This is a genomic window from Dactylosporangium sp. NPDC051087, assembly GCF_055586325.1.
Map to the genome: position 1 here is coordinate 338,357 of NZ_JBVJIJ010000006.1, position 14,121 is coordinate 352,477.

At 73.2% G+C, this 14,121-nt stretch carries 13 protein-coding genes; 6 read left to right on the plus strand and 7 right to left on the minus strand.

Features of this window, described 5'->3' with window-relative positions; all coding sequences use genetic code 11:
• Positions 1 to 65 precede the first annotated feature (65 nt).
• Together ACZ6TV_RS14490 and ACZ6TV_RS14495 are read left to right on the plus strand one after the other, a co-directional pair.
• Complete coding sequence (locus tag ACZ6TV_RS14490; RefSeq protein WP_465297624.1) at positions 66 to 863, plus strand: AraC family transcriptional regulator; 798 nt, start codon at positions 66 to 68, stop codon at positions 861 to 863.
• Positions 864 to 939: 76 nt separating this feature from the next.
• Positions 940 to 1,869, plus strand: coding sequence for an alpha/beta hydrolase (locus ACZ6TV_RS14495; RefSeq protein WP_465297625.1), 930 nt, complete (start codon positions 940 to 942; stop codon positions 1,867 to 1,869).
• Here the strand turns inward: ACZ6TV_RS14495 and ACZ6TV_RS14500 are convergent.
• On the minus strand, positions 1,837 to 2,700 hold the full coding sequence (locus ACZ6TV_RS14500; RefSeq protein WP_465297626.1) for an NmrA family NAD(P)-binding protein: 864 nt from the start codon (positions 2,698 to 2,700) through the stop codon (positions 1,837 to 1,839). The genes ACZ6TV_RS14495 and ACZ6TV_RS14500 overlap by 33 nt on opposite strands.
• An 85-nt stretch (positions 2,701 to 2,785) precedes the next feature.
• Between ACZ6TV_RS14500 and ACZ6TV_RS14505 the strand changes: the two genes are divergently transcribed.
• Genes ACZ6TV_RS14505 through ACZ6TV_RS14515 form a run of 3 tightly spaced genes read left to right on the plus strand, consistent with a single transcriptional unit; the run spans position 2,786 to position 5,209 of the window.
• Positions 2,786 to 3,472, plus strand: coding sequence for a TetR/AcrR family transcriptional regulator (locus tag ACZ6TV_RS14505; protein WP_465297627.1), 687 nt, complete (start codon positions 2,786 to 2,788; stop codon positions 3,470 to 3,472).
• 8 nt (positions 3,473 to 3,480) lie between these two features.
• Complete coding sequence (locus ACZ6TV_RS14510) at positions 3,481 to 4,539, plus strand: hypothetical protein (RefSeq protein WP_465297628.1); 1,059 nt, start codon at positions 3,481 to 3,483, stop codon at positions 4,537 to 4,539.
• 7 nt (positions 4,540 to 4,546) lie between these two features.
• Entirely contained in the window at positions 4,547 to 5,209 is a 663-nt protein-coding gene (locus ACZ6TV_RS14515; protein WP_465297629.1) for a DNA alkylation repair protein, read from the plus strand.
• A 54-nt stretch (positions 5,210 to 5,263) separates the two neighbouring features.
• Here ACZ6TV_RS14515 and ACZ6TV_RS14520 read toward each other — a convergent pair whose 3' ends face one another.
• Positions 5,264 to 5,833 (minus strand): hypothetical protein, encoded by a 570-nt coding sequence (locus ACZ6TV_RS14520; protein WP_465297630.1) that lies wholly within the window; start codon positions 5,831 to 5,833, stop codon positions 5,264 to 5,266.
• Between the two features lie 128 nt (positions 5,834 to 5,961).
• On the opposite strand from ACZ6TV_RS14520, the gene ACZ6TV_RS14525 reads away from it, so the two are divergent.
• Positions 5,962 to 7,965, plus strand: a complete 2,004-nt coding sequence (locus ACZ6TV_RS14525; RefSeq protein WP_465297631.1) for a DUF4132 domain-containing protein — start codon at positions 5,962 to 5,964, stop codon at positions 7,963 to 7,965.
• On the opposite strand, the gene ACZ6TV_RS14530 is transcribed toward ACZ6TV_RS14525, so the two are convergent.
• The 5 genes from ACZ6TV_RS14530 to ACZ6TV_RS14550 all read right to left on the minus strand — a co-directional run bounded on the left by ACZ6TV_RS14530 (position 7,933) and on the right by ACZ6TV_RS14550 (position 14,111).
• Complete coding sequence (locus ACZ6TV_RS14530) at positions 7,933 to 9,159, minus strand: hypothetical protein (RefSeq protein ID WP_465297632.1); 1,227 nt, start codon at positions 9,157 to 9,159, stop codon at positions 7,933 to 7,935. The genes ACZ6TV_RS14525 and ACZ6TV_RS14530 overlap by 33 nt on opposite strands.
• 165 nt (positions 9,160 to 9,324) lie before the next feature.
• Positions 9,325 to 10,389 carry a glycoside hydrolase family 11 protein gene (locus ACZ6TV_RS14535; RefSeq protein ID WP_465297633.1) on the minus strand — a complete coding sequence of 355 codons (1,065 nt, stop codon included), beginning with the start codon at positions 10,387 to 10,389 and terminating at the stop codon, positions 9,325 to 9,327.
• 187 nt (positions 10,390 to 10,576) lie between these two features.
• Complete coding sequence (locus ACZ6TV_RS14540) at positions 10,577 to 11,569, minus strand: ABC transporter permease (RefSeq protein WP_465297634.1); 993 nt, start codon at positions 11,567 to 11,569, stop codon at positions 10,577 to 10,579.
• Positions 11,566 to 13,074: a sugar ABC transporter ATP-binding protein gene (locus ACZ6TV_RS14545; RefSeq protein ID WP_465297635.1), complete on the minus strand. Its 1,509-nt coding sequence runs from the start codon at positions 13,072 to 13,074 to the stop codon at positions 11,566 to 11,568. The genes ACZ6TV_RS14540 and ACZ6TV_RS14545 overlap by 4 nt, the downstream gene beginning before the upstream one ends.
• Positions 13,074 to 14,111: a sugar ABC transporter substrate-binding protein gene (locus ACZ6TV_RS14550; RefSeq protein WP_465297636.1), complete on the minus strand. Its 1,038-nt coding sequence runs from the start codon at positions 14,109 to 14,111 to the stop codon at positions 13,074 to 13,076. The genes ACZ6TV_RS14545 and ACZ6TV_RS14550 overlap by 1 nt, the downstream gene beginning before the upstream one ends.
• Positions 14,112 to 14,121: the final 10 nt, after the last annotated feature.

A 14,121-nucleotide genomic window follows, 5' to 3' on the forward strand; every position in this document is an offset into this window, starting at 1 on the left:
CTGGAAGTCAGGGGCGCGCCGACTGGAGAGGCCACCGACCAGGCAGCGGGTCGTAGCATCGAAGGGTGCGAGCCGCAGCGCCCGGGTGGGGCATCGCCGTCCCGGCGCGACAGCCGGCGGGCGTGGCGATGGCGGGCTTCAGCGACCCGGCGAACGGGCTGGTCGACGTCGCGATGGTCCCGCATCCGGCGGTCATGGTGGCCTTCGACCTCGGCGACGTGCCGTTCGTCGTCGAGGACGGCGACGGCCGGCAGCAGCGCGGCCGCGTCGTCGCCGGGCTCGCGGTCCCCGGCACCAGGGCGAAAGGGCCGGCCGGGAGCTTCGAGTGCCTGCAGGTGCGGCTGTCGCCCGTGGTCGCGCACGCGGTCCTCGGCACCACCTCCGGGCTCGTCTCCCTCGACGACCTCTGGGGACGCGACGCCGAGCGGCTGCAGGAGCGGTTGCGGGCCGCCGGCTCGTGGCACGACCGGTTCGTGATCGTTTCGGATTCGCTGGTACGCCGCCTCGACGCCGGACGAACGGTGGACCCGGAGGTCGCGCACTGCTGGCGGCGGATGACCGCGAGCCGGGGCGCGGCACGGGTCGAGCCGCTGGCCGCGGAGGTCGGCTGGAGCCGCAAACGCCTGTGGTCCCGGTTCCGCTCGCAGATCGGCCTCACGCCGAAGCGCGCCGCGCAGCTCGTCCGCTTCGACCACGCGGCGCACCGCCTCGCCGCCGGGCAGCCCGCTGCCGCGGTGGCCGCGGACAGCGGCTACGCCGACCAGTCCCACCTGCACCGCGAGGTGATGGCGTTCACCGGGGCGACGCCCGCCATCGTGGCCGCCGCCCCGTTCCTCGCCGTCGACGCCACCGCCTGGCCGTGACCTCGCCGCCGCCCAGCTTCCCTCCGGGGAACATTCGTCCAAGCCACGGGCGGGCGCCGGCGGCGACAGTGGGGGCATGACAGGCAGAGCTCCGCTGGGCACCCGCATCCTCAGGGACGACCGGGACTGGGAGGCGCTGACCGCCGACGAGGTGACCGTGCTGCGGGACAGGGCCAACCGGGCCGCGTCGTCCCCGGCGGCGTGGATCGTCACCGGCCGGCCGGACCGTGCCGCCCGCATCGAGGACACCACGATCGACCTGCCCGGCCGGAGGCTGGCGTTGCGCGTACACCGGCCGAAACGCAGGACCGGGAAGCTGCCGCTGATCGTGTCGCTGCACGGTGGTGCCTTCATCGCCGGCACCGCCAGGCAGAACGACTGGCTCAACAGCCACCTCGCGGCCCGGTGCCCGGCGGTGGTGGTGTCGGTGGAGTACCGCCTCGCTCCGCAGCATCCGCTGCCGCGACCCGTCGACGACGGCTACGACACCCTCCTGCGGCTGTCCGGGGACGCCACCGCCGTCGCGGTCATGGGGGAGAGCGCCGGCGGGACGATCGCGGCGCTGATCGCCCTGCGGGCCCGCAAGGACGGACCGCCGTTGCGGGCCCAGGTGCTCAACTACCCGGCGCTGGACTGGACGGACACGATGACCGACTACCCGTCGGTCGCCGCGAACGCCGGCAACCCGACCCTGCCGTTGTCCCGGCTCCGCGCGGCCCGCGCGCTGAGTGTCCCGCCGGACCTCGACCCGCGCACCGTCTCGCCGCTCGCGTTCGACGGCTTCGCGGGGCTGCCACCTGCGCTGATCCTGACCGCCGGGCTGGACCCGCTCGCGGATCACGGGCGCAGGTATGCCGAACGGCTCCGCGACGCCGGCGTCGACGCCAGCCTGCGCTGCTACCCGAGGGCGACCCACGCGTTCCTCAGCACCCCTGGCGTGGTGCCGGCCGCCCGGGCCGCGCGCCGCGAGATCTCAGCCTTCCTGAGGTCCCTGCTGCACGATTAGGTCCCCGACGGTCCGCGGGGCGCGGCCGAGGAGGCGCCCCAGCGCCGGGTCGACGCCTGCGAAGCGGCCCTCCCGCGCCGCCTGGAAGATCGACAGCGTGAACCGGGCCATGAACTCCTGGGCGCCGGCGGCGACCCGCTCGGCGACGAAGTCCTCGTCGTCGACGACGACCCGGGTGATGTCGCGGCCGGTCAGCTCCGAGGCGGTCACGGCGATGTCGTCGAACGTGACCGCGCTCGGGGCGGTGAGCGTGACCGGGCCGTCGGACGCGGTCCCGCCGGCCAGGATGACCGCGGCCGCCTCGGCGGCGTCGGCGCGGTCGGTCCAGGAGACGGGGCCGTCCGCCGGGGCGGCGATGACGCCGGTCTCGCGCCACGGTCCGAGCAGCCACCCGAGGCTGTGCGCGTAGAACCCGTTGCGCAGGGACGTCCAGGCGACCCCGCGGTCCGCGAGCATCGCCTCGGTGGCCGCGTGGTGCCGGGCCGGCTGGAACGGGTTGCCGGACCCCGCTCCCTGATGGCTGGTGTACAGGATGCGCGATGCGCCCGCGGCGACGGCGGCCTCGATCGCGGTGCGGTGCAGGGCCACGGAGTCGCCGTGCGGGTCGTTGGAGGAGACGAGCAGGACCTGGTCGGCGCCCTCGAAGGAGTCGCGCAGGGCGGCCGGGTCGTCGTACGCCCCGCGCCGCACCCGCACGCCGCGGTCGGCGAAGTGCTGGGCCTTGCCGGTGTCGCGGACGCTGACGCCGATCCGGTCCGCCGGGACGAGCTTGAGCAGGTGCTCGACGGTGGCGCCGTTGAGTGCGCCGGTCGCGCCGGTGATGACGATCATGAGAGGACTCCCGATATCGACGATACGGATGTGCTGATATCAAGGATAGCATCACCGTTAGCTTGATCGTGATATCGTCGATATCGTGGATGAGGCACGCGAGCGGACCCGGACGCAGCTGGTCGAAGTCGCCGCCCGGCTCCTCGCCGAAGGCGGGCCCGACGCCGTGACCACCAGGTCCGTCGCGCTCGCCGCCGGCCTGCAGGCACCCGCGATCTACCGCCTGTTCGGCGACAAGGACGGGCTGCTCGACGCCGTCGTCGCGCACGGGCTCGCCACGTACACCGGGCAGAAGCGTCTCGACCCGGCCGCCGACCCCGTCGAGGCGCTGCGCGCCGGCTGGGACCTGCACGTCGGCTTCGGCGTGGCGAACCCGGAGCTGTTCCGCCTCATGCACACGGCCCGCCGCACCCCGGGCGGCCGCGCCGCCGTCGAGGCCGGTGAGCGGGTCCTGCGGGAGCGGGTGCACCGGGTCGCCGCCGCCGGCCGCCTGCGCGTCACCGAACGCCGCGCCACGGAGCTCATCCGCTCGACCGGCAACGGCGTCGTACACACCCTGATCGAGCAACCGGAGCACGAACGCGACCTCGGGCTCGCCGACACCGCCTGGGCCGCCGTGTGCGCTATCGTCCTCACTGAAGCGCCGGCGCTGGACACCGGCCCGTCAGCCGCGGCCGTCACGCTGCGCGCCGCCCTGCCCGACCTGCCCGGCTTCAGCCCCGCGGAGCGTTCACTGCTCGGCGAGTGGCTGGCCCGGATCGCCGAGGAGTAGTCACCAGCATGGCCCAGCCTTCACTCGCCGGACAGGTCGACGCGCTGCTCGCCGCGATGGCGGCCCGCGACGCGCAAGGCTTCATGGCCGCGATCCCCGCCATCGGGCAGGCGGTGCCCGACGCCGCACCCGAGGAGGTCCAGGCCGCGCTGATCCGGCTGCAGCCCGCCCTCGAGCTGCCCTTCGGCACCGCCGGCGACCTCGCCCAGCTGGTCGGCGCCATGGCCGGCTACGGCACCGACCCGACCGCCGTCGTGCCGATCCTCGTGGACCGCGCCGCGGAAGCCATGGAGTCCGCCGCCCGGTTCGCCGAGCTGTACCGTGCCGCCTTCCCCGCGCTGGGTGAGCCACCGCGACCCGACGAGCACGACGAGATCGGCCCGGCCGCGGAGCGCTTCGCCGGCGCCGCGCACGGCCTCGACGCGCGTGCCGCCGAGATGCTCGTCCAGGCCTGGTTCTGCGCCGATGCGTGGGTGCAGCCGGTGCTGTACCTGTGCCAGCGCGCCGACGTGCGGGCGATGCTGCCGCAGCGGGACCGGCTCACCGCCGCGATCGAACCGGTCCGCGAGGTCTACGGCACCCCCGACTGGCTGGCCGGGCTGCTCCGCGTCCTGGACGACGAGCCGCTGCTGGTCCTGGACCGCGGCTTCGCCGGCACCGGCCGCGGCTTCCGCGTCACGATCGGCGGCATCGGCGACAACTTCCAGCTGCACACGCTGCTCGCCGCGGCCCTCATCGGCGACCTGCTGCCGGGCCGCCCGCCGACCCCGGCCGAGGTCGCCGCCGCCGGCACCGGCGACGACCTCCAACCACCCGGCGGCCTGCGCGGCAACTGGAACCTCGTCGACGCGCACGGCGCCTGGATCTGGAACGAGGGCACCCCAGCCGACATCCCGCACCTCGACGGCGTCCGGGTGGTCGTGCTGGAGCCCGAGCCGTATGCCCGCAGCTGGGACACGGGCCGCCAGTACCCGCTGATGACCCCGCTGCTGCGGGTGGACGCACCCGTCCCGCCCGACGAGGCCGCCGGATGGCTCCGCCGGGTCAAGCCGTCGGCCGGACGGTAGGCGCGGCATGGCTGAGACGACGGTGACCGGGGTGATGACCGCACTCGCCGCGCTCGAGGACCCGAAGGCGCGGCAGGTCAACGAGCGCCACGGCGACGACCACGGGGTCAACCTCGGCAAGCTCCGCGCCCTGGCGAAGGAGCTGAAGACACAGCAGGACCTCGCGGTGCAGCTGTGGGCGACCGGCGACACCGCCGCGCGGCTGCTGGCCCTGCTGACCTGCCGCCCCAAGGCGTTCGACCCCGCCGCGCTGGACGCGATGCTGCGCGAGGCCCGCGCGCCCAAGGTGCACGACTGGCTGGTCAACTACGTGGTGAAGAAGAGCCCGCACTGCGAGGCGCTGCGGGTGGCCTGGTTCGCCGACGCCGACCCGGTCGTCGCCAGCGCCGGCTGGGCCCTCACCACCGACCGCGTCGCCAGGCGCCCCGACGGCCTCGACCTCGACGCGCTGCTCGACCGCATCGAGGAGCGGATGAAGGACGCCCCGGACCGGCTGCAGTGGGCGATGAACCACTGCCTCGCCCAGATCGGCATCTCACACCCTGCCCTGCGCACCCGCGCCGTCGACATCGGCGAGCGCCTCGAAGTGCTCAAGGACTACCCGACCCCGCCGAACTGCACGTCACCGTACGCACCCATCTGGATCGCCGAGATGGTCCGCCGCCAGTGACCACGCCGCCGTCCTGACCCGGCACGCAATGACCGGCCGGCAGGCTCCGCGGAACTAGCCGCCGACGGCCGGGGCCGCAGCCACCGCGCGGGTGTCGTCACCGCGTGGCACCCCGATGGGCGCTACGCGGCGCGCCGATGTGAACCTCCCCGTGTGCGGCGAACGGCGCGCAGCCTGCCGGCGCAGGGCGGCGAGCGCCTCCGCCGCGGGCCGGTGCGCCGCCAGCTGCCGAAGCACGAAGACCGCGACGACGAGCGAGGCGACGTACAGCGTGAACGGCACAGCCAGCAGACCCCACCCCGGCATCAGCAGACCGCAGGCGGCCGCGGTCACCGCGTTGACGGCGACGTAGAACCAGGCGAGCCCCCGTCCGAGCCGGTAGGCCCAGAGCCGATCGCCGCGCAACCCGAAGCAGGCCACACCGGTCGCGATCGTGCACCCCACTGAGGCGAACATGTCGGCGATCCAGACCGTCCGGCCGGCCGCGCCGAGCAGCAGCACGTCGAGCGGCCCCAGGAGCGGCCCGGCGTTGAGGATCGTGACCACCCAGAGGGCCCCGCGGACCAGCACCGACCCGACGAGCCCCGCCAGCAGCCAGCCGCCCGCCCATCCATTTTTGAACACGTTCAGATCGTAGTTCACCACTGCCCAAGCGCAATGCGCCGCCGCTCACACCCGACGTTCGTGCCGTCGGCGACGGAACGGGTTGCCGCGGCGACCCAGCCCAGCTCCGTCGGCTACGGTTCGCGACCATGGAGGTTGCGGACCCGACCGTCATGGCCTGGGAGGACGGCGAGCGGGAGCTGTGGTGGTCGCGGGCGGCGGCGCTGGAGCACGGGCGCGAGGAGCCCGCCTGGGTCACGGCCGCGACCAGCGCGAACACGCTCGCCGACCTCACCCCGGCGCAGCTGTCGTGGCTGCTCGTCAAGGGGCCCGAGGCGCCGGCGCGGGCGCTGCTCAACGCGTCGCTGCTGCTCGTCAGGGCCAGGCAGCAGATGGACCTGGACCGGGTCGCGGTCGCGCGGTTCGAGCTGGACGCGTTGCCGCTCGCGCTGCACGACGCGCGTGAGCACGCGGACCGGCTGGGCTGGCTGGTGCTGCCGTTCCGGGGGCCGGAGCCGGCGACGCTGGTCGCGGGGTGGCTGCGGCATCTCGGGTCGGCGCGGCAGTGGGCGCGGCTGTGGCTGCACCGGCACCCCGAGGCGGCCGCGCGGGCGCTGGTCCCGGCCGCCGCGGGACGGCCGGGCAGGGCGCGGCAACAGGCTGAGGACGCCCTGCACCTGCTGGCCAGGTCGGACCACCGGCAGACCGTGCTCAAGGTCGCGGAGGCGTACACCGCGATCAAGGCCCTGCTCGAGAACGGCCCCACGCGGAAGGGGACGGACCGGGCCCGGCTGGCGGCGCCACCGGAACCCCCGCCCGGCGACCCCGCTCCCCACCTCAGCGAGGTGCCCCGGTTCGTGGCGTCGTCGTCGGCCGCGCAGCCGTTGGTACACCTGCCGGAGCCGGAATCAGAGCGCGCCGGCGGCGAGGCGTTGCTGCGGCAGTGGCTGGCCGACGGGATGCCGGCCGCCGACGCGTGGGTGCTGCTGGCCCAGGCCCACGCCGGCGACGACGCCACGATGGACCTGCTGGCGCCGCATGTACGGTCATGGCCCGCCCGCAGCCGCTACGCTCGCGCCGTCGACGGGTTCGCCGTGCTGGCGACGGTGGGCACGGACGTTGCGCTGCGCCACCTGCTGGCCATCGAGGCGGGTATGTCCGGCGGTCCGACCAACGAGCGGGCCCTGGCCTACCTCACCCAGGCCGCCGCGCTGCGCGGGCTGTCGGTGACGCAGCTGGCGGACCGGCTGACGGTCACCCACGGCCTCGACGCGGGCATCACGCTGGACTACGGGCCGCGCGTGTTCACGGTCGTCACCGACGAGCACCTCACCCCGCACGTCGTCGACGCCGCCGGGCGACGGTTGGCGCGGCCGCCGAAGCCGGGCGTCAGGGACACGAATCCCGAGGCGTACCAACGCTTCCAGCAACTGAAGAAGGACCTGCGGGCGACCGTCGCGGCGCAGGTCAGCCGCCTGCAAGGGGACATGCTCGCCCGGCGGCTCCGCCCGGCCCGGGACCTGCCGGAGGTCCTGCTGCCGCACCCGGTCCTGGGACCGGTCGCGCGGCGGCTGCTGTGGGGCGAGTACGACGAGCACGGCCACCTCCGCAGGGCGCTGCGGATCGCGGAGGACGGCGGCTTCGCCGACATCACCGACACGACCGCGCTCGTGGACGGCGCCGCGCGGCTCGGGATCGTGCACCCCGCGGACCTGGGCGACGACCTGGCACAGTGGGCGCGGATCGGCACCGACTACGAGATCCTGCCGCCGTTCCCGCAGCTGCACCGCCCGGTGCAGGTGCTGACCCCGGCGCAGCGGACCGCGACGAGCCTGCCGGGCTTCGGGCCGCTGCCGGCGGCCCGGCTCGCGGCGCTGGTGCAGTCCGGCGGCTGGCAGGGCAACGGCTACCACCATTCGAGCCGGGTGCACACCCAGCTGGCGCACGAGCTGCCGGGCGGGCAGGCCCTCGTGGTCGAGCTGGAGCCAGGTCTGCCGTCGCTCATGTACGGCGCGACCGGCGAGCTGCACGTCACCGAGATCTGGGCCGACGACGCCTGGTCGGACCACCTGCAGCTGACCCGGCACATCCCGCTGGGGACGTGTGACGCGGCGGCGCTGTCAGAGCTCCTCGTCGAGCTGCGAGCCGGCTGAGATCGCCGGCGGGTCCGCGTCGCCCTTCTTGCGCTTGAACGGCGCCGCGACCTTCCCGGCAACGGTGGTAGCGGCGCCGGAAACGGTGGTCGCGGCACCCGAGACCGCACCGCCGACGGTACTAGCGGCACCGGCGACAGTGCCGGCAACGGTGGTAGCCGCGCCGGAGATCGCGCCGCCGACAGCCCCGGCACCGGTCTTGATCGCCTGCGCCGAACCGCCCACCCAGGTCCCGGTCGAGCGGGCCGCGTCCTGCAGCGCGACGAGCGCCCGGTTCGGCTCGCCGTCCTTCTCCGGCTTCTGCTTGATCTCGTTCGCGAGATGCGGCGGGAACTGCGCCGGCGCCTCCGGGAACGCCTCCTGCGCGGCGTCGACGACCTGGCGCCCGAACACGAAGCGGGTGACCCCGCCGACCAGGGCCCCCACGCCGTACTCGACCGCCGCCTGCTGTTTCGCGCCCAGCCCGGCCCGCACGTTCTCGAGCCGGCCGGTCTGCACGCCGCGCACGAGGTCCTGTGCGGCGCCGGCCGGCAGCGAGTGCGCGAGCGTCTCGGCCCAGTGCGACCAGTTCCGCTGACCGGTCGCGATGCTCTTGCCGAGATCCACCGGACCCGACGACCGGGCGAGGTCGGCGGCCATCGCCGCGATCTGGTTCTGCCCGACGCGGCCGTTCGACAGGCCGTAGACGAGGGTACGGGCCTGGGCCTGGTCGAGGGTCATGCCGTGGATGTCGGCCAGCGCGAGGGCGTAGAGCGCGGTGATCTCGAACTGCAGCTGCTCGTCGCCGGCCGGCAGCAGGTTCGCCACCCGCTGCGCACCCACCTTGGCCGCGCCGACAGCGGCCTCCTTCGCCGCGGCCTTCGCAGCTTCCTTCGCGGCCTTCTTCCCCGCCTCGCGGGCGACGCTCTTGGCGCCCGTGGCCGCCGCGCCCGCGACGGGGATCAGGGCGATGGCGACGTCCAGCGCGATGGTCCCGGCCGTCACGAGGCCGCCCGCGACGCTGATGGCGGTGATGTACTGGCGCTCGAGGATGCCGATGACCTCTTCGGGTGTCGCGTCGGGGCTGCGGCGGCGCACCCACCGCACATACCTGCGGGCGACGGCGTGCCGTCCTTTGACCGCGGTCTCGATCCCGCGCTCCGCGACCTCGTCGGTGAGCTCGGCCTCGAGGGTGACCGTCTCGATGTCAGTCAAGGCTCATCTCTCCACAGTCGAAGGGTCGCCGGCGAAGGACGCCGTGACCTGCTCGATGGATGAGCCTACTGCGGAGCCCGCCGCCGAGATCTGGGTCTCTCGGCGGCATTCCCGGGTCCGAAAAGATGACCGCGCCGGAGACGGGCCCCGGCGCGGTCCGGAAGGTCAGCGGCAGGCGGCGCCGTTGAGGGTGAACCCGCTCGGCGCGCCGGCGTTGCCGGTGTGGTTGGCCTGGAACCCGATCGACGTCGAGGCGCCCGGCGCGAGGGAGCCGTTGTAGCTGACGTTGGACGCGGTGACCTGGCCGCTGCTGGGCGAGTACGTGGCGCTCCAGCCGGAGGTGATCGTCTGCCCGCCCGCGAGGTTGAACCGCAGCGACCAGCCGTTGATGGGTGTCGTGCCGGTGTTGGTGATGGTGATGGTGTCCGTCAGGCCGGTGTTCCAGGCGTTGACGGCGTTCGTCACCTGGCACGCCGCGGTGCCGCCCGGCGGCGGGCTCGACGTGCCCTGCGAGGGCCGCGGCGACGAGGTGGTCGGGCCGGGGCCGGGGCCTTCGCTGACCGTGATGCTGGAGCTGCCGCTGCTCTGGTAGCCCTCGGTGGCGAGGATCTGGTAGTCGTGCGTGCCGAGGTTCAGCCCGAGGCCCGCCCAGGCGTTGAAGTGGTTGGCGGTGGTGATGGTGCCGCCGGTCCGCTTCTGCTGCCGGACGCTCCAGTACTGGTAGAACGTCGCGGTGCCGATGATGGAGGGCTGGTTCACCCGCTGCGTGCGGTAGATGTCGTACGTGCTGCCGTCGGTGGTCACCGAGCCGAGCCGCTGCGCGCCGGTGCTCGGGTTGTAGCTGCCGAAGTTCTCCACCACGTAGTACTCGATGAGCGGATTGAGCGTCCACCCGTACAGCGCGAGGTAGCCGTTGCCGTTGACGTTGAACGTGCCGGAGTAGTTCACCGTGTGGCTGGAGCCGGGTTTCCAGCCCTTGCCGACCACGGTGTTGTTCATGTTGCTCCACTGGACGCTGTACGAGCCGCCGGCGCCCAGCGTCATGCTGACGTTGCCGGTGTCCTTCCAGTAGGAGAAGAAGTAGCCGTTGTGCGTGCCGGTGGTGTTCGCGGTGACGGTCCGGTCGGCCTCGGCGCTGGCGGTGCCGGTGGTCAGCGCGACCACGCCGGCGGCGACGAGGACGGAGCACGCCGCGCCGGCCAGCAGCAGGCGTCTGAAGTGGGGGTTCATGCTGCTCCCTTCGATGCAGTCAGGGGGCAACTGTCGCCGAAAGGGGCAGCGTCGTTCGGTGCCGGCCGTTTCGAAAGTCGGGGGCGGGCCTGAGCTGCCACTTCACACCGGGCCGGGCCGGCACGCCGTGAAAGTTTCGCAAGGTGTGGTGGGCGGCGACCGCCAAGACACCGCCCACCACACCGGTCTAGGAGTCCTGCGCCTTGCCTGTGGTGACCCGGGCGAGGACCAGGGCGACGAGGATGATCAGGCCGTACACCGCCTGGATCCACTGCGCGGAGACACCCGCGAGGGTCAGGATGTTGTTGATCAGGCCCAGGACGAGCACGCCGCACAGCGCGCCGAACAGGGTGCCCTTGCCGCCGTCCATGCTCACGCCGCCGATGACCGCGGCGGCGAAGACGGTGAAGATCATGCCCTGGCCCTGGGCGGCGGCGACCGAGCCGAGGCGGCCGGTCATGAGCAGGCCGGCGAGGGCGGCGAGGGTGCCGCCGACCATGAAGACGATCCAGATGACGCGGTCGCTGCGGATGCCGGCGGCGCGGGCGGCGTCGACGTTGCCGCCGATGGCGTAGACGGCGCGGCCGTGGCGGAACCAGCCGAGGACCGCGATCCCGATCGCGAAGAGCAGCCCGCACAGCCAGATCGACACGGGCAGCCCGAGCCACGTGGCGTTGCCGAGGTACAGCACCGACGGCGGCAGCTCGAACAGGTTCTGCCCGCCGGTGATGCCGATCTGCAGGCCGCGCAGGACGATGAGCATGCCGAGCGTGACGATGAACGCGGACAGCCCGAACCGCAGGATCAGCAGCCCGTTGAGCGCGCCGACGAGCAGCCCGACCAGCAGGATGATCGGCACCGCGAGGGCCGACGGCCACGACGTGCCGAGGCCGTTGCTGGCGGCGGGGATGACCAGCGCGACGCCGAGCGCCGGCGCGAGACCGACGGTCGACTCCAGGGACAGGTCGAACCGGCCGCCGATCAGGATGATCGTCTCGGCGAGGACCAGCAGCGACAGCTCGGTCTGCTGCTGCAGGACGTTGACGATGTTGGCGCTGGACAGAAAGACGGGGTCGACGACCGCGCCGACGACGAGCAGCAGCAGGATCGCCGGGACGAGGGTCAGGTCCCGCATCCTGGCCAGGCGGATCCCGGACAGCCGGGCCGGGACTGTGGTCATGACGAGACTCCTTCGACGGCGGCGACCACCTCGGTGTCGCTCCACCCGGCGGGCAGGGCCGCGACGACGCGGCCGTGGAACATGACGAGGACCCGGTCGCAGTGCCGCAGGTCGTCGAGCTCGTCGGAGACCATGAGCACCGCCGTCCCGGATGCGGCAGCGGCACGGACGGCGCCGAGCAGCGACTCCTTGGAGCGCACGTCGACCCCGGCGGTCGGGTTGATGAGGACCAGCACCTGGGGCGAGGTGCTCAGCGCGCGGGCCAGGACGACCTTCTGCGCGTTGCCGCCCGACAGGCTGCTCACCGGCGCGGACGGCCCTTCGGCCCGGATGTCGTAGCGCTCGATGAACCCGCTCGCCGTTTCCCGCAGACGCCGCGGCGCCACGTAGCCGAACCGCCCGAAGGTCGAGGCGATCGGCAGCGTCGCGTTCTCCGCCACCGACAGCAGCGGGATGAGCCCCTCGCGGTGCCGGTCCTGCGGCACCAAGCCGATCCCGGCGGCGAGCGCGGCGGGCACGCTCCCCGGCGGCACCGGCCGGTCCGCCACGCTGACGGTCCCGGACGCCGGGCGCCGCAGCCCGCCGACGGTCTCGGCGAGGGCGACCTTGCCGCTGCTGCCGGAGCCGGTGACCCCGACGATCTCGCCGGCTTTCACGTCGGCGTCGATGCCATGGTACGAACCGGGTAGCGTCAGTCCGGTCAGCCGCAGCGCGACCGGGGCCGACGGATCGGCCGGTGGCCCCGGTCGCACCGAGGTCAGCCCGGCCGCCTCGCCGGTCATCGCCGCGACCAGGGCGTCGTGGTCGACCTCGGAGACCGGCGCTGTCAGTACATGACGGGCGTCCCGCAACACGGTGACGGTGTCGCAGACCGCGTAGACCTCCTGCAGGTGGTGCGAGATGAACAGCATCGTCACCCCGGTCGCGGACAACGCCCGCAGCCTGCCGAAGAGCCGGTCGATGGCGGTCGCGTCGAGGCGGGCGGTCGGCTCGTCGAGGATGATGAAGCGGGCGCCCTGCGACAGGGCCCGGGCGATCTCGACGAGCTGCCGCTGCTCGACGCCGAGGTCCCCGGCGCGGGCGGCGGGGGAGACGTCGACGGCGTATTCGTCGAGCAGCCGCGCGGCCCGGCGGCGCAGCGCACCCCAGCGGACGACGTCGCCCTGCCGGTTGAGGAACAGATTCTCCGCCACCGACAGCTCGGGGATGATCGTGGAGCGCTGGAAGACGCACGCGACCCGGCGGCGCCAAGCGGCCCGGTCCGCCACCGGCGGGGCGGGCCGGCCGTCGAAGGCGATCGCGCCGGCGTCGGGGCTCTGCAGGCCGGTGAGCAGCGACACGAGCGTCGACTTGCCCGCGCCGTTGCGGCCCACGAGGGCGTGGGTGCTGCCGGGCGCGACCGTGACCGACACGCCGTGCAGTGCCGTGGTCGCGCCGAAGCGTTTGCTCGTGTGGACGGCCTCCACCGCCGGGACGACGGTGGAGGCGCCGGTGACGTCGGTCATCACTTGCCGATCTGGTTGCCCCACAACGCCGAGTCATCGACGTTGTCCTTGGTGACGAGCGGGGCGGGCAGCTGGTCCTCCAGCAGGCCGTCGCGGACCTGGACGATGGTGCTGTCGTGGTCGGTCTTGCCGGGCTGGAAGGTCTTGCCGTCGACCGCGGCCTTCGCGTAGAAGAGCGCGTATTTCGCGTACAGGTCGGCGGGCTGGGACACGGTCGCGTCGATCTCGCCCTTGCGGATCGCCTCGAACTCCTGCGGGATGCCGTCGTTGGACACGATGAAGATGTGCTTCGGGTCGCTCGGCGGCACGAGGAGGTTCTTGGTCCGCAGCAGCTGCAGCGTCGGGGCGAGGAACACGCCGCCGGCCTGCATGTAGATGCCGTTGATGTCGGGGTGCTGGGCCAGGCGCGTCTGCAGCGCCGCCGACGCCTTCGCGCCCTCCCAGTCGGTCGGCTCGGCGAAGACGGTGATGCCGGGGAACTTGCTCTGCATGCACTCGGCGAACGCCTCGGACCGGTCCCGGCCGTTGACGCTGGACAGCGACCCCTGGAACTCGACGACCTTGCCCTTGCCGCCGAGCTTGGCACCGAGGAACTCGCAGGCCTTCTGCCCGTAGGCGCGGTTGTCGGCGCGGACGACCATGAAGACGTTGCCCTTGTCGGGGCGGGTGTCGACGGTGACGACCGGGATCTTCTTCTGCTCCAGCTGGGTCAGCGTGGTCGCGATCGCGCCGGTGTCCTGCGGCGCCATCACGATCGCCTTCGCGCCCTGGCTGGTGAGCGCCTGCGTGTTCGCGACGAGCTTGGCGATGTCGTTCTGCGAGTTCGTCGGCGTCATCAGGTTGAGGCCGGAGTCCTTCGCGTACTGCGGGATGTACTTGGCGTAGGAGTTCCAGAAGTCGGAGTCGGCGCGCGGCAGGTCGACGGCGATCGGCTTGGCGTCAGCGTTGGCGGTGCTGCCGGGTTCCTTCGCGGAGTCGCAGGCGGTGAGTGAGACGACCAGGGCGGTGGCCAGGACGGCCGGTCGCAACAGCTTCATGGCGGTTTCC

Bases quoted from the DNA above. Each gene is read 5' to 3' on its own strand.
- ACZ6TV_RS14495 (WP_465297625.1), top strand. From the start codon at position 940: ATGACAGGCAGAGCTCCGCTGGGCACCCGCATCCTCAGGGACGACCGG.
- ACZ6TV_RS14550 (WP_465297636.1), bottom strand. From the start codon at position 14,111: ATGAAGCTGTTGCGACCGGCCGTCCTGGCCACCGCCCTGGTCGTCTCA.
- ACZ6TV_RS14515 (WP_465297629.1), top strand. From the start codon at position 4,547: ATGGCTGAGACGACGGTGACCGGGGTGATGACCGCACTCGCCGCGCTC.
- ACZ6TV_RS14535 (WP_465297633.1), bottom strand. From the start codon at position 10,389: ATGAACCCCCACTTCAGACGCCTGCTGCTGGCCGGCGCGGCGTGCTCC.
- ACZ6TV_RS14540 (WP_465297634.1), bottom strand. From the start codon at position 11,569: ATGACCACAGTCCCGGCCCGGCTGTCCGGGATCCGCCTGGCCAGGATG.
- ACZ6TV_RS14545 (WP_465297635.1), bottom strand. From the start codon at position 13,074: ATGACCGACGTCACCGGCGCCTCCACCGTCGTCCCGGCGGTGGAGGCC.
- ACZ6TV_RS14510 (WP_465297628.1), top strand. From the start codon at position 3,481: ATGGCCCAGCCTTCACTCGCCGGACAGGTCGACGCGCTGCTCGCCGCG.
- ACZ6TV_RS14525 (WP_465297631.1), top strand. From the start codon at position 5,962: ATGGAGGTTGCGGACCCGACCGTCATGGCCTGGGAGGACGGCGAGCGG.
- ACZ6TV_RS14500 (WP_465297626.1), bottom strand. From the start codon at position 2,700: ATGATCGTCATCACCGGCGCGACCGGCGCACTCAACGGCGCCACCGTC.